This is a genomic window from Nisaea nitritireducens, from assembly GCF_014904795.1.
GTDB classification, from domain to species: Bacteria; Pseudomonadota; Alphaproteobacteria; order Thalassobaculales; family Thalassobaculaceae; genus Nisaea; species Nisaea nitritireducens.
Window position 1 is genome coordinate 40,902 of sequence record NZ_JACZFS010000074.1, and the last position, 22,346, is coordinate 63,247.

General features: G+C 61.8%; 23 protein-coding genes. 4 read left to right on the forward strand and 19 right to left on the reverse strand.

The window, feature by feature from the left end:
* Nucleotides 1–32 precede the first annotated feature (32 nt).
* From boxB to IG629_RS22990, 3 genes are all read right to left on the reverse strand, one after another.
* Nucleotides 33–1,481, reverse strand: coding sequence for a benzoyl-CoA 2,3-epoxidase subunit BoxB (boxB, locus tag IG629_RS21520; protein ID WP_193173959.1), 1,449 nt, complete (start codon nt 1,479–1,481; stop codon nt 33–35).
* A 55-nt stretch (nt 1,482–1,536) separates the two neighbouring features.
* A complete protein-coding gene (gene boxC, locus IG629_RS21525) occupies nt 1,537–3,189 on the reverse strand; it encodes a 2,3-epoxybenzoyl-CoA dihydrolase (protein ID WP_193173960.1) in 1,653 nt (550 codons plus the stop codon).
* A gap of 192 nt (nt 3,190–3,381) precedes the next feature.
* Complete coding sequence (locus tag IG629_RS22990; RefSeq protein ID WP_193173961.1) at nt 3,382–4,863, reverse strand: methyl-accepting chemotaxis protein; 1,482 nt, start codon at nt 4,861–4,863, stop codon at nt 3,382–3,384.
* Nucleotides 4,864–5,162: 299 nt separating this feature from the next.
* Between IG629_RS22990 and IG629_RS21535 the strand changes: the two genes are divergently transcribed.
* Genes IG629_RS21535 through IG629_RS21545 form a run of 3 tightly spaced genes read left to right on the forward strand, consistent with a single transcriptional unit; the run spans nt 5,163 to nt 7,508 of the window.
* Entirely contained in the window at nt 5,163–5,870 is a 708-nt protein-coding gene (locus tag IG629_RS21535; protein WP_193173962.1) for an ABC transporter permease, read from the forward strand.
* Entirely contained in the window at nt 5,863–6,642 is a 780-nt protein-coding gene (locus tag IG629_RS21540) for an ATP-binding cassette domain-containing protein (protein ID WP_193173963.1), read from the forward strand. The genes IG629_RS21535 and IG629_RS21540 overlap by 8 nt, the downstream gene beginning before the upstream one ends.
* Before the next feature lie 35 nt (nt 6,643–6,677).
* Complete coding sequence (locus tag IG629_RS21545; RefSeq protein ID WP_193173964.1) at nt 6,678–7,508, forward strand: substrate-binding domain-containing protein; 831 nt, start codon at nt 6,678–6,680, stop codon at nt 7,506–7,508.
* 19 nt (nt 7,509–7,527) lie between these two features.
* Here the strand turns inward: IG629_RS21545 and IG629_RS21550 are convergent, their stop codons facing one another.
* From IG629_RS21550 to IG629_RS21600, 12 genes are all read right to left on the reverse strand, one after another.
* Nucleotides 7,528–8,454, reverse strand: a complete 927-nt coding sequence (locus tag IG629_RS21550; RefSeq protein WP_193173965.1) for a helix-turn-helix transcriptional regulator — start codon at nt 8,452–8,454, stop codon at nt 7,528–7,530.
* 65 nt (nt 8,455–8,519) lie between these two features.
* The gene (locus IG629_RS21555) at nt 8,520–8,897 is read right to left on the reverse strand and encodes a c-type cytochrome (protein WP_193173966.1); all 378 of its coding nucleotides are present in this window, start codon (nt 8,895–8,897) and stop codon (nt 8,520–8,522) included.
* Nucleotides 8,897–9,028: a hypothetical protein gene (locus IG629_RS22920; protein ID WP_264299846.1), complete on the reverse strand. Its 132-nt coding sequence runs from the start codon at nt 9,026–9,028 to the stop codon at nt 8,897–8,899. The genes IG629_RS21555 and IG629_RS22920 overlap by 1 nt, the downstream gene beginning before the upstream one ends.
* 1 nt (nt 9,029) lies before the next feature.
* Complete coding sequence (locus IG629_RS21560; RefSeq protein WP_193173967.1) at nt 9,030–10,361, reverse strand: c-type cytochrome; 1,332 nt, start codon at nt 10,359–10,361, stop codon at nt 9,030–9,032.
* Nucleotides 10,362–10,439: 78 nt separating this feature from the next.
* Complete coding sequence (locus tag IG629_RS21565; protein WP_193173968.1) at nt 10,440–11,522, reverse strand: formate dehydrogenase subunit gamma; 1,083 nt, start codon at nt 11,520–11,522, stop codon at nt 10,440–10,442.
* Nucleotides 11,523–11,542: 20 nt separating this feature from the next.
* Complete coding sequence (locus IG629_RS21570) at nt 11,543–11,749, reverse strand: hypothetical protein (protein ID WP_193173969.1); 207 nt, start codon at nt 11,747–11,749, stop codon at nt 11,543–11,545.
* 178 nt (nt 11,750–11,927) lie between these two features.
* Nucleotides 11,928–12,524, reverse strand: a complete 597-nt coding sequence (fdh3B, locus tag IG629_RS21575) for a formate dehydrogenase FDH3 subunit beta (RefSeq protein ID WP_028467473.1) — start codon at nt 12,522–12,524, stop codon at nt 11,928–11,930.
* A 12-nt stretch (nt 12,525–12,536) separates the two neighbouring features.
* Nucleotides 12,537–15,407 carry a formate dehydrogenase subunit alpha gene (locus IG629_RS21580; RefSeq protein WP_193173970.1) on the reverse strand — a complete coding sequence of 957 codons (2,871 nt, stop codon included), beginning with the start codon at nt 15,405–15,407 and terminating at the stop codon, nt 12,537–12,539.
* Nucleotides 15,408–15,518: 111 nt separating this feature from the next.
* On the reverse strand, nt 15,519–15,713 hold the full coding sequence (locus IG629_RS21585; RefSeq protein WP_193173971.1) for a twin-arginine translocation signal domain-containing protein: 195 nt from the start codon (nt 15,711–15,713) through the stop codon (nt 15,519–15,521).
* 88 nt (nt 15,714–15,801) lie between these two features.
* The gene (locus tag IG629_RS21590; RefSeq protein ID WP_193173972.1) at nt 15,802–16,404 is read right to left on the reverse strand and encodes a TorD/DmsD family molecular chaperone; all 603 of its coding nucleotides are present in this window, start codon (nt 16,402–16,404) and stop codon (nt 15,802–15,804) included.
* Between the two features lie 170 nt (nt 16,405–16,574).
* Entirely contained in the window at nt 16,575–17,240 is a 666-nt protein-coding gene (locus tag IG629_RS21595) for a DUF3306 domain-containing protein (RefSeq protein ID WP_226887005.1), read from the reverse strand.
* The gene (locus tag IG629_RS21600) at nt 17,233–17,778 is read right to left on the reverse strand and encodes a DUF3305 domain-containing protein (protein ID WP_193173973.1); all 546 of its coding nucleotides are present in this window, start codon (nt 17,776–17,778) and stop codon (nt 17,233–17,235) included. The genes IG629_RS21595 and IG629_RS21600 overlap by 8 nt, the downstream gene beginning before the upstream one ends.
* Before the next feature lie 120 nt (nt 17,779–17,898).
* On the opposite strand from IG629_RS21600, the gene IG629_RS21605 reads away from it, so the two are divergent.
* Nucleotides 17,899–19,929, forward strand: coding sequence for a 4Fe-4S binding protein (locus IG629_RS21605; RefSeq protein WP_193173974.1), 2,031 nt, complete (start codon nt 17,899–17,901; stop codon nt 19,927–19,929).
* Nucleotides 19,930–19,950: 21 nt separating this feature from the next.
* Here the strand turns inward: IG629_RS21605 and IG629_RS21610 are convergent, their stop codons facing one another.
* The 4 genes from IG629_RS21610 to IG629_RS21625 are packed head-to-tail and all read right to left on the reverse strand — an operon-like array spanning nt 19,951 to nt 22,259.
* The gene (locus IG629_RS21610; RefSeq protein ID WP_193173975.1) at nt 19,951–20,238 is read right to left on the reverse strand and encodes a hypothetical protein; all 288 of its coding nucleotides are present in this window, start codon (nt 20,236–20,238) and stop codon (nt 19,951–19,953) included.
* A gap of 5 nt (nt 20,239–20,243) precedes the next feature.
* Complete coding sequence (locus IG629_RS21615; protein WP_193173976.1) at nt 20,244–20,450, reverse strand: DUF6494 family protein; 207 nt, start codon at nt 20,448–20,450, stop codon at nt 20,244–20,246.
* A gap of 11 nt (nt 20,451–20,461) precedes the next feature.
* Nucleotides 20,462–21,493, reverse strand: a complete 1,032-nt coding sequence (locus IG629_RS21620; RefSeq protein WP_193173977.1) for a DUF6352 family protein — start codon at nt 21,491–21,493, stop codon at nt 20,462–20,464.
* A gap of 13 nt (nt 21,494–21,506) precedes the next feature.
* The gene (locus IG629_RS21625) at nt 21,507–22,259 is read right to left on the reverse strand and encodes a biotin/lipoate--protein ligase family protein (protein WP_193173978.1); all 753 of its coding nucleotides are present in this window, start codon (nt 22,257–22,259) and stop codon (nt 21,507–21,509) included.
* Nucleotides 22,260–22,346 lie beyond the last annotated feature (87 nt).

Genomic DNA, 22,346 nt, shown 5'->3' on the forward strand with positions numbered 1-22,346 from the left:
CGAGTCTTCTAAGGGAGGAGTCCCGGGTAAACTCAGTCGTGGATCTTCACATATTCGAAGTCGCCCGGCTTGTTGTCGATGCCGACACGCGGGGCGGAGATCCAGCCGGCGAACTTGCCAGGCTCGCTCACCGATGTCATCAGCGAGGCGATATAATCGCCGTCCCCGGTCGTCGGCAGGAACTCGTCCCGGCGCGCGCCCCATTCGGCATCGCTCAGGACCTGGCCCTGCGGCGTGGTGTGAACATCGCGGAACTCGCCGATATGGCGGTGGAAGGCAACGCTCGGCAAAGTGATCTCGAAATTGATCCCCGCTTTACTGATGATCCGGTTCCAGCGGTTGATGCCGCCCTGGCAATCCCGGACGTAATCGTCCCGCAGCCGCGAGTTAAGAGCGGACAGTGCAGGCTCCTCGACCAGCTTCAACTCGCCGCCGACCAACTTCAACACCGGATAGGTGTCGTTGACCAGGCGATGATCGTCGTCGATCCGCTCTTCCTGGAAACGGCCCTTCAGACCTGAATTGTAGCCGTTGGCCGCATTGGTCGAGATCTCGGAGCCGAACAGGTCGAGGGACAGGGAGAAGTGCAGGTTCGCCTTCTTCTGCAGGGTCGGCAGGTCGATCACGCCGAGAGCGCGGACCTTCTCGATCTCGTACGGGTCCTCGATGCCGGCCGCGCGCATGGCCTCGCAGGTGCGCTGCACGGTGCGGCCGACGCCGGTCTCGCCGACGAACATGTGGTGCGCTTCCTCGGTCAGCATGAAGCGGCAGGTCCGGGACAACGGGTCGAAGCCGGACTGGGCCAGGCTTTCGAGCTGCATCTTGCCGTCACGATCGGTGAAGAAGGTGAACATGAAGAAGGACAGCCAGTCCGGGGTCTCTTCGTTGAAGGCCCCCAGCATGCGCGGCTTGTCACCGTCACCGGAGCGGCGGTTCAGCAGCTCGCCAGCTTCCTCCCGGCCATCGCGGCCGAAATATTTCTGCAGCAGGTAGACCATGGCCCAGAGGTGCCGGCCTTCCTCGACATTCACCTGGAACAGGTTGCGCATGTCGTAGAGAGATGGCGCCGTGGTGCCGAGGAAGCGCTGCTGCTCGACCGAAGCCGGCTCCGTGTCGCCCTGGATCACCACCAGCCGGCGCAGCATGGCGCGGTATTCGCCCGGGATCTCGTGCCAGACGTCCTCGCCTTTATGCTCACCGAAAGCGATCTTCCGGTTCTCGACCTGCGGCGCCAGAAGGATGCCCCAGCGATAGTCGGGCATCTTCACGTAGTCGAACTTGGCCCAGCCTTTGGGATCAACGCTGACAGCCGTCCGGAGATAGACATCGGAGGTCTGGAAGCCTTCCGGCCCCTGATCCATCCACCAGTCGATATAACCCGGATGCCATTGCTCCAGCGCCTTCAGAACCTTGCGGTCGCTGGAGAGGTTGATGTTGTTCGGGATCTTGGTGTCATAGCTGACGTTGAGAACTTCATTCATGATCCGCGTCTCCTCAATGTTTCGGGTCTAGCCTCTTGATGAGGGTTTTGGGCGGTCAGACCCGCTTGATGTCGTATTCCGGCTGGCGGCCTGTGCCGTAACGGCCAAGCGCGCCGTCCGGGCCAACCGCGTTCGGGCGCTGGAAAATCCAGTTCTGCCAGGCGGTCAGGCGGCCGAAAATCTTGGTTTCCATGGTCTCAGGCCCGGCGAAACGCAGGTTCGCCTCCATGCCGGTAAGCGCATCGGGGGAGAAGCTGGAGCGTTCCTCAAGAAACATCCGGACCTCGTCCTCCCAGTCGATATCGTCGAAGATGAAGGTAACGAGGCCGAGCTCGTCCGCCCGCTCCGCATCCAGCGTCTCGCCGATCGAGGCTTCCGCTTTTGTCACGGCCTCGGGGGCGCCGAGGAACCGGGTTTGCAGACGGGTCAGATCGTTGCTCATCGGGAACGGGCCGAAATTGGCCGGGCCAAGCGCGATTTCGGCCGGCGGACGGTTATCGCCGTCAAGCTGGCCTTCCAGCATGTAGCTGCGGTCGGCGGCGAACAGCAGTTCGGCCAGCGATCCGGCAAAGCAGCTTCCCGGCTCGACCAGCGCCACCAGCGAACGCGACGTCACGTCAATCCGCTTCATGACGCGCTTCCAGTAAAGCGCGATTTCGCGGGCCAGCCAGTGACCACGATTGGCCGCGATGAAGGCGTCATGCGCCAGCACCTTGGCGCCGTCTCCAGCGGTCTTCAGGATCAGGGTGCCGATTTCCAGCTCGTTGATCCGCAGATGCAGGATCGCGTCGTCCAGCTCGCGGCAGAGCTTCAGCATCCAGTAGTCGGCGCCGAGCGCGACCAGCGCATCGGTATCCGCCGGTACGTCCTGCTCCGGGCCCTTGATGGTGATGGTCGCATTGCGCTCATCCCGGTCGATCTCGACCGTGACCAGATCGTACTGCATCAGATCGCCCTCGATCTTCCGCTCGATCGGCGGAAAAGCGATGCCTTTGGCGCCGGTCGGCCGGTCGGAACTTTCCGCCATTGCCGCCACCCGGGCCGCGACCACCTCGTCGAACTTCGAGTTCGGGGCGACTTCGTCGACCAGATCCCAGTCCGCGGCGCGCTGGCCCTTGATGCCTTCCTCGATGGCGCAGAACACATCCGCCCGGTCCCGCCGGACCTTGCGCTTGTCGGTGACCCGGGTCAGCCCGCCGGTGCCCGGCAGCACGGCCAGCAGCGGCGCTTCCGGCAAGGCAACGGAGGAAGAACCGTCATCGGTCAGGATGATGTGGTCGGTGGCGAGGGCAAGCTCATAGCCGCCGCCGGCGCATGCACCGGTCACCGCCGCCAGATATTTCTGGCCGGACTCGGCGCTCGCCTCTTCCATGTAATTACGTGTCTCGTTGGTGAATTTGCAGAAATTCACCTTATGGGCATGGGCGGCACCGGCGAGCATGCGGATATTCGCGCCGGCGCAGAACACCCGGTCCTTGGCCGACCGCAGCACAACGACCTTCACTTCCGGATGCTCGAACCGCAGCCGCTGGATTGCATCATAGAGCTCGATGTCGACCCCGAGATCGTAGGAATTGAGTTTCAGCTCGTAGCCCTCGAACAGGCCGCCTTTTTCGTCCACATCCATAACAAGGTCAGCACGGGCGCCGTCGAACACCAGTTTCCAGTGCTTGTAGCGGGACGGATCGGTCCGGAAATCGATCAACATTTTTGCGCATCTCCCATGAGGGCGCCACTCGCCGGGGCGCTCCGTCTTCTTCAAACGAAGGCGCACTATAATGCAATCACGGAAATTGACATGCATTATTTTGCATGTTCGGTGCTACGCATCTAGATCGTTGGTCGTCGTTTAAAAAACCCGGGCTGCGCCTTAAGCAACCTTCGAAGTGCGCCCAGGCCCTCAGCGAGTCGCCGTTGTCGATTGCAGGAAGCTCGTGCACTCTTCCTTTAGCATCGCCCCCTGATCGGCAAGCGAAGAGACTGCCTTCAGGATCTCGGCAGACAAATCCCCCACCGAATACGACGCGGACTGGACTTCCGTGATATTGCGCGCGACCTCCTCGGTTGCCGCACTCTGCTGCTCAATACCGGCTGCAGCAGCCGTGGCGATCTCATTGAGCTGTTCGATCGTCCGGGTGACCGAATGGTTGGCCTCCGCCGCGTCGGTGACAGCCGACTGGATCTGGGCAATCTGCCCGGAGATATCTTCCGTTGCACCAGCCGTCTGCGTCGCTAGGTTCTTCACCTCGTTCGCCACGACCGCGAACCCTTTGCCGGCATCTCCTGCACGCGCTGCCTCGATGGTGGCATTGAGCGCCAGGAGATTGGTCTGCGCCGCAATAGCCTGGATCAGCGTGACTACCTCGCCAATCCGCTGCGCTGTGACGGAGAGCGTCTCCACCATCCCCGAGGATCGTTTCGACTCCTGAACCGACGTTTCCACCACCCGTGCGGCTTCCGCCATCTGGCGACTGACCTCCGCGATTGAAGAGTTAAGCTCTTCCGTCGCCGTGGCGACCGTGGCCGCCGTGCTATTGGCCGTCGATGCGGTTTCCGCCAACTGCCCCGCATTGCTACGCAGTTGAAACGAAGCACCCGCAACCTGCTCGACCACCTCGGAAACCCGGTCCGCCATCCGGACATTCTCTGTCACGACCGACCAAGTGAGCATCGGCGCCTGATAGCCACCTTTCTCGTCAAGCAGCGGCGATATCATGAGATTCAGTTTTTCCTCGCCAAGCGAGATCACCGTCTGAAAAGGCAGGTTCGATGAATCGGACAGCAGTTTGCGCTGATGCTGTGGCGCCTTGTGGAAGATATCGATACTGGCCCCTTCCACCTCAGAGGCCGGGATCGGCAGAAGATGCTCGATCCGCTTCAGGGTCTGCTTGCTGGTGTCGTTGACGAAGGTGATCTCGAATGTCTCCTTGTCCGCGAGCATGACGTTGATCGGCATCTTGTTCAGCATCTGAACCTGCTGGTTCAGCTTCCGCTCTGCCTCCACCCGGTCTGTGACAATGTACCAGGTCAGCATCGGGCCGACATAGGCGCCGCGTTCATCCAGGATCGCACTCACCTGAAGGTCGAGATATTCGCCGCTGATTGAAATCCGTGTCCGGTGCGGCAGGTTGGCCGGATTAGACAGGAAATTCCGTTGACTGTCCGGGGTCTTGTGAAAAATATCGATGCTCTTGCCGACAACTTCATCATGTTTGACCGGCAAAGCGTGCTCGATCCGCTTGAGCGCTTCCAAGGATGCTTTGTTTGCATAGTCGATGACAAAATCCGGAAGCGCGCAGGTCATGACCGCCACGGGCATTTCATCAATCATTTTTCTGAGATTCGACGCCTGACTCTGGGCGCTATCGGCACGAACATACATGTCTCTATTCCCCCCGCTCGTAGACACATTGTTTTCTTGAGGAGAAATAGAATGAATTTTCTTAATAATTGCAATAATTGATATATTTTTTCTACTGCACGTATATTTTTATGATTTAAAGCAAATTTTTTCTCATTTCGTTGATTTTGCTATTTGAAACTCGGTCTCTGGCGAATAGCCCGTGCCTCGGACCCACTCATTTCCACCCAGCGGATGTCAGCTTGCAAAGCAGAGCGCAACATCGCATTATTTGATGAATTCTACCGACACAACATCGAATGTGGATAAAACGCATAATTATGCAGGATTTTGCAGAATCATTTTCGCTGGCCTTCCAGCTTATCTTTTCCGCTGACGCAGATCTCGCGGAGATCGTGCTGCTGTCGCTGAAAGTGAGCCTGTCCGCGACCATGTGCGCCTGCATGATCGGCATGTCCCTTGGCGCCGCCATCGCCATCTTCCGTTTTCCGGGACGCGGGGTGCTGCTGGTTCTGACCAATGCCTTGATGGGACTGCCGCCCGTGGTGGTCGGTCTGGCGATCTACATGCTGCTTTCGAACGCGGGGCCATTCGGCACATTCCAGCTGCTCTACTCGCCAACAGCCATGATCATTGCGCAGACGGTGTTGGTAACGCCGATCGCGACGGCGCTGACCCGGCAGGTGATCGCCGATCTGCATACCGAATATGACGAGCAACTGCGCTCCCTCGCCCTCGGGCCGTTCGCCACTCTGACCACCCTGCTCTGGGATGGCCGGTTCTCCCTGATCACCGTGGCACTGGCCGGCTTCGGGCGGGCTGTCGCGGAAGTCGGGGCGGTGATCATTGTCGGCGGCAACATCAACCATGTGACCCGGGTGATGACGACCGCCATCGCTCTGGAAACCTCGAAAGGCGACCTCGCCCTGGCCCTGGCGCTCGGCCTGATCCTGATCGGCATCTCGATCAGCGTGAATGCCGCCCTGATGGCCCTGAAAGGGACGGCGCGGCGGTTTGCCTATGAATAATATCCCGCAAAATGTCAGCCCGAATGCGAGCTTCGCAGTGACCAATCCGCTGCTGCCGCTGCGTGCGGAAGATCTCAGCTATGCACCGGACGGTCTTGCCCTGCTGGACAAGGTGAGCCTGCAGATCGCCGAAGGCGGCATCAGCATGATCCTCGGCCCGAACGGCGCCGGGAAAAGCATCCTGATGCGCATCCTGCACGGTCTGATCCCGGCGAGCGCCGGCACGGTGAGCTGGCGGGGACAGACCGCCAATCGAGAGATCCGCAAGCGCCAGGCCATGGTATTCCAGAAGCCGGTGCTGCTGCGCCGGTCTGTCACGGCCAATCTCGATCATGCCCTGAATGCGGCGGGCGTACCCCGCGCGGACCGTAACCGCCGAGCGACCGAGGCCTTGAAGGAAGCGGGCATCGCGCATCTTGCGGCGCGCCCGGCCCGGGTGCTTTCCGGCGGCGAGCAGCAGCGCCTTGCTCTCGCCCGAGCCCTCAGCCTGCAGCCGGATGTGCTGTTTCTGGACGAGCCCACCGCCAGTCTCGATCCCGCCTCCACCGCCGCCATCGAGGCGCTGGTGCTGGCGGCGGAACGGCGCGGCTGCAAGATCGTCATGATCAGCCATGACATCCATCAGGCCCGGCGCCTCGCTTCCGAAATCATTTTCATGGACCGGGGCCGGATCGCAGAACAAAGCGCCGCCGCCGCTTTCTTTGAAGCCCCATCGAGCGCTGCCGCGCGCGATTACCTTGCCGGGCGGCTGCACCTGCCGAACGGCGCCTGACCAGACAAAACCACCGACCAATGGGAGCAAACGCAATGAAACACCTGAAGAGTACTTTGGGAGGGCTCGCACTCGCGGCGATGCTCGCCCTGACGGCAACCGGCAATGCCGTTGCCGCGGACAAGTTCATCACCCTGCAATCGACCACCTCGACGCAGAATTCCGGCCTGTTCGATTACATGCTGCCGATCTTCAGCAAGAAAACCGGCATCGAAGTTCGGGTCGTGGCTGTCGGTACCGGCCAGGCACTGAAGAATGCCCGCAACGGCGATGGCGACGTGCTGTTCGTGCATGCCAAACCCGCGGAAGAAAAGTTCGTCGCCGAAGGCTTCGGCGTCAGCCGTCAGGACGTCATGTTCAACGATTTCGTCATTGTCGGCCCGGCGGCCGATCCGGCAAAAGTCGGTGGCATGAAGGACGCCCCGGCAGCGCTCAAGATGATCGCCGATGCCAAAGCGGCTTTCGCATCGCGCGGCGATGACAGCGGCACGCACAAGAAGGAAAAGCGCCTCTGGAAAGCGGCCGGTGTCGATGCCGATGCCTCCAGCGGCTCCTGGTATCGCGAGACCGGCTCCGGCATGGGCGCGACCCTGAACGCCGCCGTCGGCATGGGCGCCTACGCGCTAACCGACCGGGCCACCTGGATCAGCTTCAAGAACAAGGGCAACTTCAAGATCCAGGTCGAAGGCGACAAGGTTCTCTTCAACCAGTATGGCGTCATTCTGGTGAACCCGGCCAAGCATCCCGTCGTGAAGAAGGAACTGGGCCAGAGCTTTATCGACTGGGTAACCGGCGACGAAGGCCAGAAGACCATCAACAGCTACAAGCTGAACGGCCAGCAGCTGTTCTTCGCGAACGCAAGCTGAGCCTCATCAAAGATCCGGGTCAGGGCGCGTTGTCCCTGACCCGGCCGCATTCCGAGATATCGTAACCGCCGAGCTCTGCTGCCCGGTCGCGGAACACCGGTCCCGCCGCGAATTCGAGCAGGGCCTGGAATGGCGGCTCGAAATAGAATTTCCGGCAGACCAGCAGATCGAACCGTTCCTCGACCAGGGGAATGAAATCGAGACCATGCTGCCGGGCCACACTCTCCAGCCCAAGGCCCGCATCGGCCCGGCCAGCACGCACCGCCTCTGCCACGTCGGTCTCCGTCCGCGCCGGCAGATCAAGCCAGCTCACATCCGTTTCAGCCAAACCGCCCCACGCCATCAGTTGCTCCAGCAAAAGCTGACTTCCCGCATGGGCCTGCCGCTGGGCCACTCTCTTTCCCGCAAGATCAGAGATGTTTCCGATACCGAAAGGATTGCCCGGGGCGACGATCAGCCCGCGCGTGCGGGTTGCCCAGGAGATCAGCACGGCGTTGCGGGTGGGACCGAGCGCCCGCACAGCCGACAGGTTCCAGCCGACGCCGTCTTCTTCGGGAATATGAATGCCCGCAACCGAGGCTTCCCGCCTCTCGAACCGGGCAATGCCATCAAGGCTTCCATCGAAAAGCGTCGGCAGGCCGGCGCCGGATTCCCGCAAGGCCCATTCAAGCAAGGGATCATGGCTTCCCGCGACAATCTTGGCATGGGGCCCGGCATGGGGAGCGAGTTCGGTTTTTGGCGGGGTCGGGGCGGCTTCGGCAATACTGGTGCTGGCGTCTCCCGCGATCCACGCCTCGATCTCCTGACGGGGGAACAGCAGCTTTCCGGTAACCCGGCGGCAGGGAACCTCGCCGTCGGCCACGAGCTGGTAGATCTTGCGCTCTTTCACCCGCAGTAATTCCGCGAGTTCGCGGACGGTCAGATAGGCGGGTGGCGGAACGGTCATTGGCTTCGCGGTTCGCAGATCGTGAAAATCATCTCCGCAAGCCTTACTGGCGGTACCTGCCCCCGTCAATCCGCAGCCGACTTCAGGGAGAGGGCATAGGCGAGCAGCGCATCGAGATCGTCAGCGGTCAATTCGACTTCTGCGGCGTTCGCCGGTAACGGCGTCAGCGGCTCAACTCCTTCCATCCGGATGAAGACCGGATGCGGACGGCGATCGAAGAAGGTGACGAAGCGGTGCTCACCGTCCGGAAGAGACATCAGCAACGGAAAGGACGGTGTGCTGCCTATCCCGCCCAGCCGTTTTTCCGCATCGACGACATGGCACCGGGCACAGTGAACCAGCGAAATCTGCCGCCCTTTTTCCCACAGGACTGTATCGTCCGCCCGGGCCGGAAAACACGCAGTCAGCGCCGCTATAAGTATGAACGCCGAAGCCCGGAGCATCACTCGAGCCGAACGTCGCCCGTGGCGGACTGGTTAACTGTCTTGGTGCTGAAATCGATCAGGTGGAGGCCACCCCAGGCAATGCCGGTGATGACGACCAGGCCGATCAGCGCGGCGACGAAGGCTTTCATTTCATTCTCCCTTGTTTTGTCCGGCCTGGCGTTCAGCAAAGGCCAGGGCCTGACGTAAAAAATGCAGCAACGCGCGCCGGTCTTCGGAGCTGCGAAGCCGCTGCAATGGCATCTTGGTACCCGGAACCACGTGCTGCGGCCCCTTCTCGAAGAGCGCGCCGATGGTGTCCTCGTTCCAGATGATATCGCTCTCGCGCAGTGCTTTCGAATAGGGGTATCCGGCGACCGTGCCGACCCGGCGGTCGAACACGCCGTACAGCGTCGGGCCTGCCCGGTGACCGCCATCCGGCGTCAGGGTGTGACAGACGGCGCAAGTTCCGAACAGTTTCGCGCCGCGCGCCGCCAGTGCGTCGCCCGGCGGCACGTAAGGCGTATCGTCCTCCGAATGCCGGGCTCCTATCTGCGAGCCGGTTTCAAGGTCCCAGCGGATCACCCGTCCATCGCGACCGGCGGAAAGAAGCTGGCTGCCGCCCGGTGTGAAAGTAACCGACCAGACCGGCCCCTTATGCCCCCGGAGGGTCTTCAGCGGCCGTCCGTCCGCAAGCGACCAGAAGACGATCTGCCCCCGCGCCCCGCCGGTCGCGAAACGCTTGCCATCCGGCGTAATCGCGATCGAAAGCACCGGTGCTTCATGCCCGAGCATGAAGCGCCGTTCCGCGCGGCTTTCCGTATCGAACAGGCGCACGGCCTCATCGGTCCCGGCAACCACAAGCGTCTTGCCGTCCGGCGAAAGGGAAAGCCGGTTCACCGGCAACCCGATTTCGGCAAAGAGTTCCCCGGCCTGCGTGGCAGGGTTCCAAAGACGTATCGTGCCGTCATAGCCCGCGCTCAGGAGCCGTTCGCCCCCGTCGGTAAAGAGGACTGCATTGACCGGTCCGGCATGGCCTTTCAGAACCATCGGCGCGGCATCGCCGACAACCGGGCTGATCCGCACCATGCCATCGAACCCTGCGGAGGCGATCAGTTTTCCATCCGGAGATACAGCCACCGCCGACACGTTCCCGTCATGCCGGTGCAGGACGCGCAAGGGTTCCGTCTCCCCGATCCGCCAGAGATAGACAGCACCATCATTGCCGCCGGAAACCGCGAGCCCGGTCTGCCGAATAAAGGCAACGTCGCTGACAGCCGCGTCATGGCCATACATCAGGGTGCGGGCTTTCTCCGCAGTCAGATCCCAATGAATGACGGAATAATCGAAGCCCGCGGTCAGCGCTGTTTCGCCATCGTCGGAGACGGCGACGGCATGCACAGGGCCGCCATGGCCGATCAGTTCAGCGTCCGCCGGCGCAGGGGACAGGAGAACACATAACAAAGCGAGGAGAACAGGCGCCACCCGGCAAGGGCTCGCGCCTGTCCCAGATCGTAAAGTGCTGCCGTTCCCTCGTCGCACGATGGGTCTCGGCCGTCGCGCCTAGTCCGAGCCGGACGAGGCTTGTTGTGCCCTAACTTCCTCGACCCAGAGACTATGGTGTTCCTTGGCCCAGTTTTCGTCCACCTGACCGCTGCCCATGGCATCGAAAGCACCTTCCATACCGATGGAGCCGATATAGATGTGGGCGATGATGACCATGATCAGGCCGATGCCGACAATGGAATGCCAGAGCTGGGACAATTGCACTTCCTGCATTACCGACAGCTCTGTCGGCAACGAGGTTCCGAACAGGTTGATGATGGCGAAGGTCTTGCCGAACATCTGGATCTCGAACGGGAACAGCAGCGCGAGGCCCGAGACGCTGATCGAGACGCCGCCGATGATGACGGACCAGAAAATCAGCTTCTGGCCGGCATTGAACTTCTTCGCCGGCGGATGCACGCCCTTAGTGAAGAGACCGCCTGCCTTTGCGATCCAGTTAAGATCGGTCCGGTTCGGAATATTGTGACCGACCCAGAGCACGAACATCATCACCACGCCGACCATGAAGGCGAAGGCCAGGTAATTATGCAGGTACTTGCCGGCCACGGTGATAATCGAGAACGCATCCGCGCCGATGAGCGGGAGCAGAGCATAACGGCCGTACAGCACGTTGAGTCCGGTCAGCGCCAGCACAACGAAGCTGGTCGCCGTCAGCCAGTGGGCGAACCGCTCAACCGTATTGAAGCGCTCGATCAGTTTGCCGCTGAGGCCGTGTTCGACCTTGATCCGGCCACGCAGGATGAAAAAGACACACAGCAGGATGATCATGCCGAGCAGGGCCCAGGCACCGAAAACCGAGAGCGGTCCGTTGCGGAAAGCCCGCCAGTTGTCGCCTTCGGACTGGATCAGGACTCCGGCGCGGACATCCGGGATCGAGACGTTCCCTTGCTCGCCCTGGCGGACGGCCCGCCAGAAATCGGTTTGGCTCGAGGTACCGAGCGTGTTGCCGGGCACGGAGCCGGCCTGTTGCGCCGAAGCCTCGGAGACGAAGCTCGTGTCAGAGACCAGGCCGAGGCCTGCGATGATGGTCACGACCGCTGCCAGGCCGGCGAGATATTTGGTGAAAGCCGAGAATGTCATGTTGTGATCTCCCCCGGGGCCTAGAGGTCGAAGCTTTGCCGGCGGCCGCGATTGCGGATCTCCGACAGGGTTTCGTCGGACAGATGCTGGTCTGACTGACCGAGATAAGTGCCTTTTTTATACAGGAGCACTCGGTCCTGCTCTGTCTCCCGGCAGCCGCCCAGCAGCGCCAGGACGAGCACCGCGAGTGCCGCGCCGCGAATCCAGTTCGGACGAAGTGAAATCATGTCCGTTTGACTCCTCGAAAGATGCAATGCGTCCGTTTTCGCAATCGCGATCCATGGACGACCGGCCGAAACCCAGACACGGCGCCCTGAGATGCGGTGAGGCGGATCGGGCCGGATACGCACGTGTTTGGTCAAAGACCGGGCCGGGGGCCGCAGAACGGCCCCCGGGGTCCAGCGGTTACCCGCCGGTTTTCTGATCGTAGGCTGTACCCCAGCCCCAAGCACCGGAGCCAAAGCCCCGAGCCACGGTCCGCTCGCGATAGATCGCGGACACGACGTCTCCGTCACCAGCCAGCAGGGCCTTGGTCGAGCACATTTCCGCACAAAGCGGGAGCTTGCCCTCGGCCAGCCGGTTCCGTCCGTACTTCTGGAACTCGGCATTGCTGTTGTCGTCTTCCGGACCGCCAGCGCAGAAGGTGCACTTGTCCATCTTGCCGCGGCTGCCGAAATTGCCGGCTTGCGGGTATTGGGGCGCCCCGAACGGACAGGCATAGAGGCAATAGCCACAGCCGATGCACAGATCCTTGGAGTGCAGAACCACACCCTCGTCGGTCTGATAGAAGCAATCGACCGGGCACACCGCCATGCAGGGTGCGTCGGAACAGTGCATGCAGGCCACGGAGATGGACCGTTCACCCGGCTTGCCGTCATTGATCGTGACGACGCGTCGGCGGTTTACACCCCAGGGAACCTCATGCTCGTTTTTGCAGGCCGTGACGCAGGCGTTGCATTCGATGCAGCGCTCGGCGTCACAGAGGAACTTCATACGTGCCATTGTTTCGCTCCCTTACGCAGGCTCAATACGACACAGGGTCGCTTTGGTTTCCTGCATCTGCGTGACCGAATCGTAGCCGTAGGTCTGCGCAGTGTTTGACGATTCGCCGAGGACATAAGGGTCCGCACCGTCCGGATACTTGCTCCGGAGATCCTTGCCCTGGAAATGCCCGCCGAAGTGGAACGGCATAAAGGCAACGCCCGAGCCAACCCGTTCGGTGACCATCGCCTTGACCTTGACCTTGCCGTTCTCCGGACCGGTCAGCCAGACCATCTGCCCGTCTCTGATGCCGTAATTGTTGGCATCGCGGGGATTGATCTCGACAAACATGTCCTGCTGCAGCTCAGCCAGCCAGGGATTGGACCGGGTTTCTTCACCGCCGCCCTCATATTCGACCAGACGGCCGGAAGTGAGGATGATCGGAAAGTCCTTGGAGAAGTCGTTCTTCTGGATCGACGCATAAAGTGTCGGCAGACGATACGCCTTCCTGTCCTCGTAGGTCGGATAATCCGCCACGAGGTCACGCCGGGACGTGTACAGCGGCTCGCGGTGCAACGGCACCGGATCCGGGAAAGTCCAGACCACGGCACGTGCCTTCGCGTTGCCGAACGGTGAGCATTCGTGAGCGATCGCAACGCGCTGGATGCCGCCGGAAAGGTCGGTCTTCCAGTTCGTCTTGTCGCCTGAAATGCCTTCGATCGTCTTCCGCTCCTCGTCGGTCAGATCCTTGTCCCAGCCGAGTTTCTTCAGCATGGCCATGGTGAATTCCGGATACCCGTCCTTCAGGTCCGAATTGGCACCATAGGAATCGACCGCGAGCAGATTGTCGCCGTTCCGTTCGACACCGAACCGGGCACGGAAGGTAAGCCCGCCCTCGGAAACCGGTTTCGACGGATCGTAGAGGATCGGCGTGCCCGGATGGTTCATCTCCGGAGTACCCCAGCACGGCCACGGCATGCCGTAGTAATCGCCATCGCACGGACCGCCCTTCGCCTGAAGAGAGGTCTTGTCGAAGGTGTGCTGGTTGGCCATGTGCTTGCGCAGCCGCTCCGGCGTCTGGCCGGTATAGCCGATGGTCCACATGCCTTTGTTGATCTCGGCAGTGATGTCCTCGACGTGCGGCTCCTTGCCGTTGACCTTGATGTTCTTGAACATCTGGTCGGCCATGCCGAACTTCTCGGCAAAGAGATACATGATCTCATGGTCGGTCTTCGATTCGAAGAGCGGTTCCACCACCTTGTCGCGCCACTGGATGGAGCGGTTGGAGGCCGTTACCGAGCCGTAGGTTTCGAACTGAGTGGCCGCCGGGAGCAGGTAGACCCCGTCCTTGCGGTCATGCAGAACAGCAGAAACCGTCGGGTACGGATCGACGACGACGAGGAGATCGAGTTTCTCCATCGCCTTCTTCATTTCGACCATACGGGTCTGCGAGTTCGGCGCGTGGCCCCAAAGCACCATGGCCCGGACATTATTGGGCTGGTCCATGTTGGCTTTGTCTTCAAGCACGCCGTCGATCCAGCGCGACACCGGAATGCCGCTGGATTCCATCAGCTTCTTGTCGCCGAACCGGCTGAGCATGTAGTCGTAATCGACATCCCAGACCCGTGACCAGTGCTTCCAGGCACCGGTGCTGAGACCGTAATAGCCCGGCAGGGTGTGGGACAGCACGCCAAGATCGGTCGCGCCCTGGACGTTGTCGTGGCCGCGGAAGATGTTGGTGCCGCCACCGGCCTTGCCCATGTTCCCGAGCGCGAGCTGCAGGATGCAGTAGGCACGGGTGTTGTTGTTGCCGTTGGTATGCTGGGTGCCGCCCATGCACCAGATCACGGTGCCCGGACGGTTGTTGACCAGCGTCCGCGCGACACGGCGCATCTGCGAGCCCGGAACTCCGGTGACCCGCTCGGTCTCTTCCGGCGTCCACTTCTTCACTTCGGCCCGGATCTCTTCCATGCCCCAGACACGCTGGCGGATGAATTCCTTGTCTTCCCAGCCATTCTCGAAGATGTGCCAGAGCAGGCCCCAGATCAGCGCGACGTCCGAGCCCGGACGGAACCGGACATATTCAGACGCGTGCGCCGCGGTCCGCGTGAAGCGCGGGTCGCAGACGATCAGCGGTGCGTTGTTCTGCTCCTTCGCCCGCAGCAGGTGCAGCAGCGAGACCGGGTGGGCCTCCGCCGGGTTCCCGCCGATGACGAAGATGGCACGACTGTTGTGGATGTCGTTGTAGCTGTTCGTCATCGCACCGTAGCCCCAGGTGTTTGCAACACCCGCGACCGTGGTCGAGTGACAGATACGCGCCTGGTGGTCACCGTTATTGGAACCCCAGAAGGCGTAGAATTTGCGGAACAGGTAGGCCTGTTCGTTACTGTGCTTGGCGGAACCGAGCCAGTATACCGAATCTGGGCCGCTTTCCTGCCGGATCTTCAGCATCTGGTCGCCGATGTCGCTGATCGCCTGTTCCCAGCTGACCTTGGTGTATTTACCGTCGATCAGCTTCATCGGGTATTTCAGGCGGCGCTCACCATGCGCGTGCTCGCGAACCGCGGCGCCCTTGGCGCAATGGGACCCGAGGTTGAACGGGCTGTCGAAGCCCGGCTCCTGACCGATCCACACGCCATTCCGCACTTCCGCCTCGACCGTGCAGCCGACGGAGCAGTGAGTACAGACCGATCGGACCTTCTCGATACCGGCCAGCGGATTGGCTTGAGCTTCGGCTTTCTTGACCATGCCACCGCCGAGGGTGGCTGCGGCGGCAAGACCGCCGGCTGTAATTCCGGAGCGTTTCAGAAACGTTCTCCGGTCGATCGCGCTGCCGGCCTGGCCGGTCACTGCACGCGACATGCGGGGCGATCCAGATCGCCCGCCCGTCTTCTTCATCAACATATCGTTCTCCCGAACATTACGGCCTCTTTATCGACCGCTTATGTTTCAGCAGGCGCCCCAGCATGTGGCGCCCCGGGCCTCCCAAGTGAGAGGACCCTCCCCGTCTTGCCCCTAGAAGCGTGACAGAGCGTAGGCCGTCTTCACATGCGCGGTTTCCCTGTAGCCGGCACTGACCTTTTCGGGCCGCGATGCGGCCTCGGCAGGTTTCTGCGCCCCGGCAATTGCCGCAGCACCGGCAGCAGCGCCGATGCCTGACAATTTCAGGAAATCACGGCGTGTGGATTCGGGCTTTTTTGATTTCGCCATCTCCAACTCCGTTCTGCTCCGCACGGGTCCGATATGTTGATCCGCAAGCCGGCCCGTGCCCGGCTGCGGGAAATCACTTTCCGGCGCCTTACTCAAGCATCCGGAACGACTCGATCTCGATCTCCAAGAACTGGCGCCCGATGGCGCCGAGCGGCATGTAGAGACTTGACGCCTTGGCGCCCTCGAGATCTTCGAAAAATTTCACGGCCCACGGCGCCACATGCCGGCTGAAAAATTCAGCCTGGCGCTCCAGATGGCAGGCCGGACCGAAATCGCCGCGAATCATCCCCGCCATCACATCGCAAAGAGCCGCGATGTGATCCTCGGGCTCTTTCACGTCATCGGCGCGCGAAACACCAAGCTGCGCAAGATCGTCGCGCAGTTCGGCCAGCGGCTTTTCGTTGAGGAATCCTGTCAGATAAAAGGAGCCATGGGGCACCAGCTCTCCGCGCCCCACTCCATAGAACAGCTTGTGGAATTCTTCGTCGGCGGACTCTACCGTCGCGGCACGCGCCGCAGCCGCGAAAGCGGCGACGGATTTGCCAAGCGGCGTGTCGTCGCCTTCGAAGCTACGGGCAATATCAAGGCTGTCCTGATGCGGCGGACGCGCAAGAAAATGCGCAAGCAGACCGTACCAGTGCGCTCTGACGGCGTCTTCTTCCGACACCAGACTTCGGGCGGTCTCTGTCACCGACCCACTCTCCCTGACGTGCCCGCGTAAACCGATAGGAATCGCAAGCTTCGTTACAACGGCTTAGTGCCGCTCTTTAGAATGATTAAAGTACGCGCGCCCAGTCGATAAGTCCATATGAACACATGCACGGCCGCGAAGGTTTTCCACACTGCGAACGACGCCGCGGGTTATTCGAGGTCTCCGTCACCGACCTCTTCAGCCTCATCCTCGCCCTGGAGATCATCTCCGGAGCCTGCAGCGGAGCCACTATTTGCCGCAGCTTCGGGCTGTTCGGCCGCCGCCAGCCGCCGCGCCTCATCATCCGCCAGCTCATCTTCAGCTTCGGTATCTTCAGTCTGGGTATCTTCAGCTTGGGCGTCTTCCTCGTCGGGTTTCTCGGCAAGCTCCTCGTCGGTCATGAAACCCTTGCCGACCCGATAGGCCGTCTGCATGCCTTCGATCACCATGGCGGAATCCGTGAAATCCCCACCGTAATCGACCAGACCATCGACATTCGCCAGCACCGGATTAGTGCGCCACAGAGCCTGCAAGGCGCGGCGGCGCAGAAACTCGGGAACCTTACTCTGCATGAAAGGTGTGAAATCGCTCTCCGCGTCGAGCGTTTCAATATCCGGCAGACCGTCGACCAGCTCCTGCTCTTCCTCGGTCAGCGGGCGCTCGTCTCCGGTGATCAGGGCAGGAAGCTGATCGTCCGGCGCTTCTTCGGGGAGGACCGGCGCCGCGCCGCCACGCTTCTCGCGAGGCGTAGCCGTCTCCGCGATCCGGGCCGAGTCCTTGCGTTGCGACCATCGCGCCAGGAACCCCCGTCCATCGTCGTCCTGGGTGTCAGTCAAGGCGCCGCCTCCCGGGCATACGCGATCCTTTTTCGTCGATCAGGGGCCGGCGGCCGAACTTGTCCTGCTCGTGGCGATGATCGCTGCGCTTGCGCTTGATGAAAACCTCGTCTTCGTGGTGCGTGTCGCAGAAATCCTGCACCCAGGCGATCAGCCCCTCGGGCATCGGTACGCTCTCGACAGTCTCTTCGCCTGAATCCAGATAATCCTGCGCCTCGTAAGCAGAAGCCGTGGCCAGGAAGGGATAAACCTCGAACGGCGAATCCGGATCGTCATCGGCCCGCAGCACAACATAGACAGACGGCTGGCCCGACAGGTTCACCTTGTAGGATTCGGTTTCTTTTCGGTACAGGGTCAGCGGCAGCGTCGCCGCGTGATAGCGCTCAACCCCGTCGCTCTTGTCCAGCAGAATCCATTCCCGGACCTCTGGCGCCCCGACGATGACGGAGACCGCGTTCCAGCGATGATCCTGCCAGGGATTGTCGATTTTCCGGCGCTCCAGCACCAGTCCAACCGGGATGGTCCGGCTGCGTTCCATTTCCACTCCTCGGATTCTCCAGTCGAGGTCATTGCCCCGGCCGCGCCGTGTTGCAAATATGTGTACCAAAAGTGCGCGCTGAAAAGACTGAAACATATAAAGCGCACGGGAGAGAGAGATATGGCCACCGAAAGCGGGCGGCTGCTGGTCTGCAATTGCAATCAGACCATGCCCCTGGAATCCGTCGCGAGCGCGGTTGCGCAAGGCGGGACGGTTCCCTTCATCCATTCAGCCTTGTGCCGATCCCAGCTTGGGAATTTTCGCGATGCGGCAGCCAGCGGCACCCCGCTGACCGTCTGCTGCACACAGGAAGCGCCGCTGTTCAGCGAAATCGGGCAGGAAAGCGGACTGGATGAGAGCGCGTTAAGCTTCGTCAATATCCGCGAGCGGGCCGGCTGGTCCGAAGAGGCCAAGGATGCCGGACCGAAGATCGCCGCCCTGATCGCGGAAGCCGCGGTCGCGGGAACGCCAACGACACAGGTATCGCTGTCTTCCGACGGGATCTGCCTGGTTTACGGCAAGGATCAGTCTGCTCTCGATGCGGCGCGGCAACTCTCGGAGCGGCTCGACGTCACGCTGCTGCTGAAAGAGAGCGACGGCATCGTGCCGCCTTCCGTCATGGATGTGCCGGTCTTTCAAGGCCGGATCATCCGCACGGCTGGACATCTCGGCGCTTTCGAGATCGGTGTCGACGATTACGCACCGGCCAATCCGGCAAGCCGCGACGCCTTTTCCTTCGAGCGCCCGCAGAACGGCGCTGTCTCGAAATGCGACCTCATTCTCGACCTGACCGGAGAGACCCCGCTTTTCACCGGCCACGACAAGCGCGACGGTTATTTCCGCCCCGATCCGGGCGATCCGGTCGCGGTGCAGAAGGCCTTGTTCGAGCTTTCGGACATGGTCGGCGAATTCGCGAAACCGCGTTATGTGGATTTCAAAGCCGATCTCTGCGCCCATTCCCGCAGCCGCAAGACCGGCTGTTCACGCTGCATCGATGTCTGTCCGGCCGGCGCCATCAGTTCAGACGGCGATGTTGTCGCCTTCGATGCACATATTTGCGGTGGTTGCGGTGCCTGTAATTCGGTCTGTCCGACCGGCGCAGCACATTACGCCTTCCCGCCAACCACAAATCTGGTCGAACGCCTGTCCGTTCTGATGCAGACCTATGCGGATGCCGGCGGGCGCGATGCCGCCTTGTTCATCCACGATACCACCGACGGCGCACCGATGATCGACATGTCGGCCCGATTCGGCCGGGGCCTGCCGGCGCACGTGATCCCGTTCGCGGTGACCCAGGTGACCCAGGTCGGACTTGATTTCCTGGCAGCCGCCTTTGCCTTTGGTGTCGGCCGGGTGGTGCTGCATTCTCATCCGCGCAAGCAGGAGGAGATCGGCGGCTTGGCGGGTCAGATCGGCCTTGCCGAAACCGTCCTCACCGGACTTGGTTTCGAGAGCGGGCGCGTCGAGCTTCTGGTCGAAGCCGACCCGGACGCGGTCGAGGCCAGGCTCTGGTCGATGGAAAGGTCCAAGGGCGTTGAACCGCGTTTCTTCCTCGCCCTCGGCGGCAAACGGGAAATCATGGATACCGCCCTGGCCCAGCTCCGGCTTGCGGCCCCGACCCCGGTCGACACGATTGCGTTGCCGCCCGGCGCGCCGTACGGCCAGGTCAATGTGGACGCCGAAGCCTGCACGCTCTGCCTCGCCTGCGTCAGCGCCTGCCCGGCCAGCGCCCTGCTGGACAACCCGGAAGCACCACAGCTTTCCTTCGTTGAAAGCAGCTGCGTGCAATGCGGGCTTTGCCGGAACACCTGCCCGGAAAGCGCCATCACCCTGGAGCCGCGGATTAACTTCCTGACATCAGCCAAGTCGCCCGTTGTGATGAAGGAAGAGGAGCCGTTCCATTGTGTACGTTGCGACAAGCCCTTCGCCGCGAAAAGCACCATCGACCGAATCGTCAAAACGCTGGCGGAGAAGCACTCGATGTTCGCGACGCCGGAAGCCGCCCGGCGTCTGCAGATGTGCGAAGATTGCCGCGTCGTCGACCAGTTCGAGGAAGGTAACCCGATGGCAGGTGGCGCCCGGCCGATGGTCCGCACGACAGAGGACTATCAGGCAGGCAATGTTCCGGACGACGACGAAAGCATCCACTGACACCGCAAACCGGTCCTTGTGTCAGCCGCCGAAGCGGTCCTGGCACATAGCCGCCGCCCGTTGCTTGAAGAGGGTGTGTTTCGCATCGTCGATCACACCCTCCGCCAGCATCCGGTCGACCGCGCCGTAACGTTCCGAAAGACAGGCCGCCAGTTCGGGGTTCGCCGGCAACGCCGGCGCAGCATCGCCGCGCGCGAACATCGTCAGATCCTCGCGGTGAATGTAGACAAGCGACGCCGCCGACAGGATCAGCACCAGACCCGCAACCAGACGGGCCCGCCAGCTGTCGATAAAGCGCTCGGCGGCCATGGCCGTTACTCGGTCTCGATCGTGCCGTCGATGGTCACTTCAAGGCCCGCCGCCGGGATCGACAGAACAACCTTGGCATCCGCTGCGGCACCAGGCTTCAGGGAGCCGTTCTCCACCGCCGCCCGGATCGCGGTCTCGATCTCGCGCTGGCTCGTGACGCCGACCTTCTTCAGGAACTTGCGGACACTCATGTTGAAGATGTCTTCGTTCATGTCTTTCTCCCTTACGCCGGCACGGCCAGCGGTAAATTGACCAACAGGTTTTGCGGCTTCATGCGCAGCACGCCCTTCGCGTCCTGCGCCAGTCCGAGATAGACCGGACGTCCGGCGATATCCGCCCGCATGGCTTCCGGCTGCTTGAACTCAAGTCGGAACAGCGCGATCAGGTTGACCAGCGTCTCCTCGTCCACCTCTTCACCTTTGTAGAGTGCGTTCAGGATGCCGGTCGAGGTCGCGTCGAGACCGACATGCCAGACCCAGCGCTCGTCCTTGATGCTGCGGACCGGGGTCACGGAGACGTCGACGCCGAGGAAATGGGCGGCCCAGCTTTCCAGCACCCGGCACAACGCATCGAGCCCGGGCCGTGTAAAGGTAAGATCGAGCACAGTGTCGAACCGGTCGCTCCGTCCCCAGTAGATCTCCGCGTTTTCCTCGGTCAGCACGTCGAGCTCGACCGAACGCAGCGGCGTGTCGTTCTCCGCGATCAGACGCTCCAGCGAGCTTTGGCCCTGCCCCGCTGCATGCATGTCGACGATCTCCTCGTCGGCGCACATCACGGTGCCCTCCTGCAACGTCACCCGCTGGCTGCGGAACAGCAGTTCAGCCGCGCGCACCCGGATCGGGTCGGTGACGCCCTCCAGCATGTTGCGGGCGACGACATGGGCAATCTGGTCGAGGAACAGCGGCGGGATGGAGATATCGCCGGACAGAAAGGTCGAGAGATAGAAGGCTTCGAGACTGTCCGCCGCGAGCAGGGCATCGCGGAAGCCGAGCACGATCTGGTAATTCTCCCGCCCGTCCGGATCGCCGAAAGCGGAAAGCTCCATATCGCTGACCGGCCGGCGCGGGTCGTCCAGAAGCGCCGCGTGCAGACTCCGCTCCGTCGCGCAGGATTCTTCCACCGGTGCCACCTCGGGCCGGGCGAGGATCGCGCGCAGGAAATCGTCCGTGACGGCAAGCCGGCCGTCCTCCGTCCGGTCGAGCAGCGCATGGCCGGAGCTGATCCAGAAATCCCGTGGTGCATCCAAAACTGTCATTTACCCGCCTGCTTCAATCGAGGGACCAAGTTGGCTTGCGCAGCACATCGGTCAACGCCACCAGCGGCGTTTTCGTCTCGCCGAGAACCAGTCCGCCATTTTCATCGAGGCCAAGCAAGGTGCCTTTCCACTGGCCGCCGCCGAACCTGAGATCCACCGTCTCGCCACGCTTTGCGGCACGCGGCAGCCAGTTGTCGGCAATAGGGCGGAAGCCGTCCGAGACATAGCGGTTCGTCCAGAGCAGGAAATGCCGCGAGAAACTCTCAAGCAAGCCGCCCGTGGTCAGCTCGCCGCATCCCTCGTCGAACAATGTCGTCCGCTGCAGCATCATGCCTGGCTCCGGAGCATCTGCGCGCGGCGTCATCGCCACTTCGACCGCAAGCACGGCCCAGTCCGGCACCGGATCGTCAGCCAGATTTTCCCATGCGGACGTGTCCACCGTAAGACGAACCCCACCGGCCAGACCGCCATTGACGATCAGCCGGTCCGGCCAGCCGAACGTAACCTCGACCTGCGGCGGAACCTGTGCGCCGAGGCAATCGCCGAGCGCCACCATCGCCACATGAACCATCGCAAGGCTTTCCGAAAGCGGCTTCTCCGGTGCCAGCACGATGGCGCACGACATAACATCAGCACTGTCGGCCCAATACAGATTTGCCGGATCGGCGCCATCTTTCGCCGCGTCGACGGCCAGCGCCAGAATATCGGTCCCCGCATCGTGGCGATGGGTCCGGTATATTGGCGGAAAAGTAAGCTCTTCTTGCATGTTTCACTCCCTGCCGCGAAACCTACCATGCACAGTCCGCCTGTCATGGGGAATCGCCATTGGCAGGTCGGCATGTTAAGCGATTCG

Coding starts and splice junctions, on each gene's coding strand:
- boxB (WP_193173959.1), bottom strand. CDS start 1,481: ATGAATGAAGTTCTCAACGTCAGCTATGACACCAAGATCCCGAACAAC.
- boxC (WP_193173960.1), bottom strand. CDS start 3,189: ATGTTGATCGATTTCCGGACCGATCCGTCCCGCTACAAGCACTGGAAA.
- IG629_RS22990 (WP_193173961.1), bottom strand. CDS start 4,863: ATGTATGTTCGTGCCGATAGCGCCCAGAGTCAGGCGTCGAATCTCAGA.
- IG629_RS21535 (WP_193173962.1), top strand. CDS start 5,163: ATGCAGGATTTTGCAGAATCATTTTCGCTGGCCTTCCAGCTTATCTTT.
- IG629_RS21540 (WP_193173963.1), top strand. CDS start 5,863: ATGAATAATATCCCGCAAAATGTCAGCCCGAATGCGAGCTTCGCAGTG.
- IG629_RS21545 (WP_193173964.1), top strand. CDS start 6,678: ATGAAACACCTGAAGAGTACTTTGGGAGGGCTCGCACTCGCGGCGATG.
- IG629_RS21550 (WP_193173965.1), bottom strand. CDS start 8,454: ATGACCGTTCCGCCACCCGCCTATCTGACCGTCCGCGAACTCGCGGAA.
- IG629_RS21555 (WP_193173966.1), bottom strand. CDS start 8,897: ATGCTCCGGGCTTCGGCGTTCATACTTATAGCGGCGCTGACTGCGTGT.
- IG629_RS22920 (WP_264299846.1), bottom strand. CDS start 9,028: ATGAAAGCCTTCGTCGCCGCGCTGATCGGCCTGGTCGTCATCACCGGC.
- IG629_RS21565 (WP_193173968.1), bottom strand. CDS start 11,522: ATGACATTCTCGGCTTTCACCAAATATCTCGCCGGCCTGGCAGCGGTC.
- IG629_RS21570 (WP_193173969.1), bottom strand. CDS start 11,749: ATGATTTCACTTCGTCCGAACTGGATTCGCGGCGCGGCACTCGCGGTG.
- fdh3B (WP_028467473.1), bottom strand. CDS start 12,524: ATGGCACGTATGAAGTTCCTCTGTGACGCCGAGCGCTGCATCGAATGC.
- IG629_RS21580 (WP_193173970.1), bottom strand. CDS start 15,407: ATGTTGATGAAGAAGACGGGCGGGCGATCTGGATCGCCCCGCATGTCG.
- IG629_RS21585 (WP_193173971.1), bottom strand. CDS start 15,713: ATGGCGAAATCAAAAAAGCCCGAATCCACACGCCGTGATTTCCTGAAA.
- IG629_RS21600 (WP_193173973.1), bottom strand. CDS start 17,778: ATGGAACGCAGCCGGACCATCCCGGTTGGACTGGTGCTGGAGCGCCGG.
- IG629_RS21605 (WP_193173974.1), top strand. CDS start 17,899: ATGGCCACCGAAAGCGGGCGGCTGCTGGTCTGCAATTGCAATCAGACC.
- IG629_RS21610 (WP_193173975.1), bottom strand. CDS start 20,238: ATGGCCGCCGAGCGCTTTATCGACAGCTGGCGGGCCCGTCTGGTTGCG.
- IG629_RS21615 (WP_193173976.1), bottom strand. CDS start 20,450: ATGAACGAAGACATCTTCAACATGAGTGTCCGCAAGTTCCTGAAGAAG.
- IG629_RS21620 (WP_193173977.1), bottom strand. CDS start 21,493: ATGACAGTTTTGGATGCACCACGGGATTTCTGGATCAGCTCCGGCCAT.
- IG629_RS21625 (WP_193173978.1), bottom strand. CDS start 22,259: ATGCAAGAAGAGCTTACTTTTCCGCCAATATACCGGACCCATCGCCAC.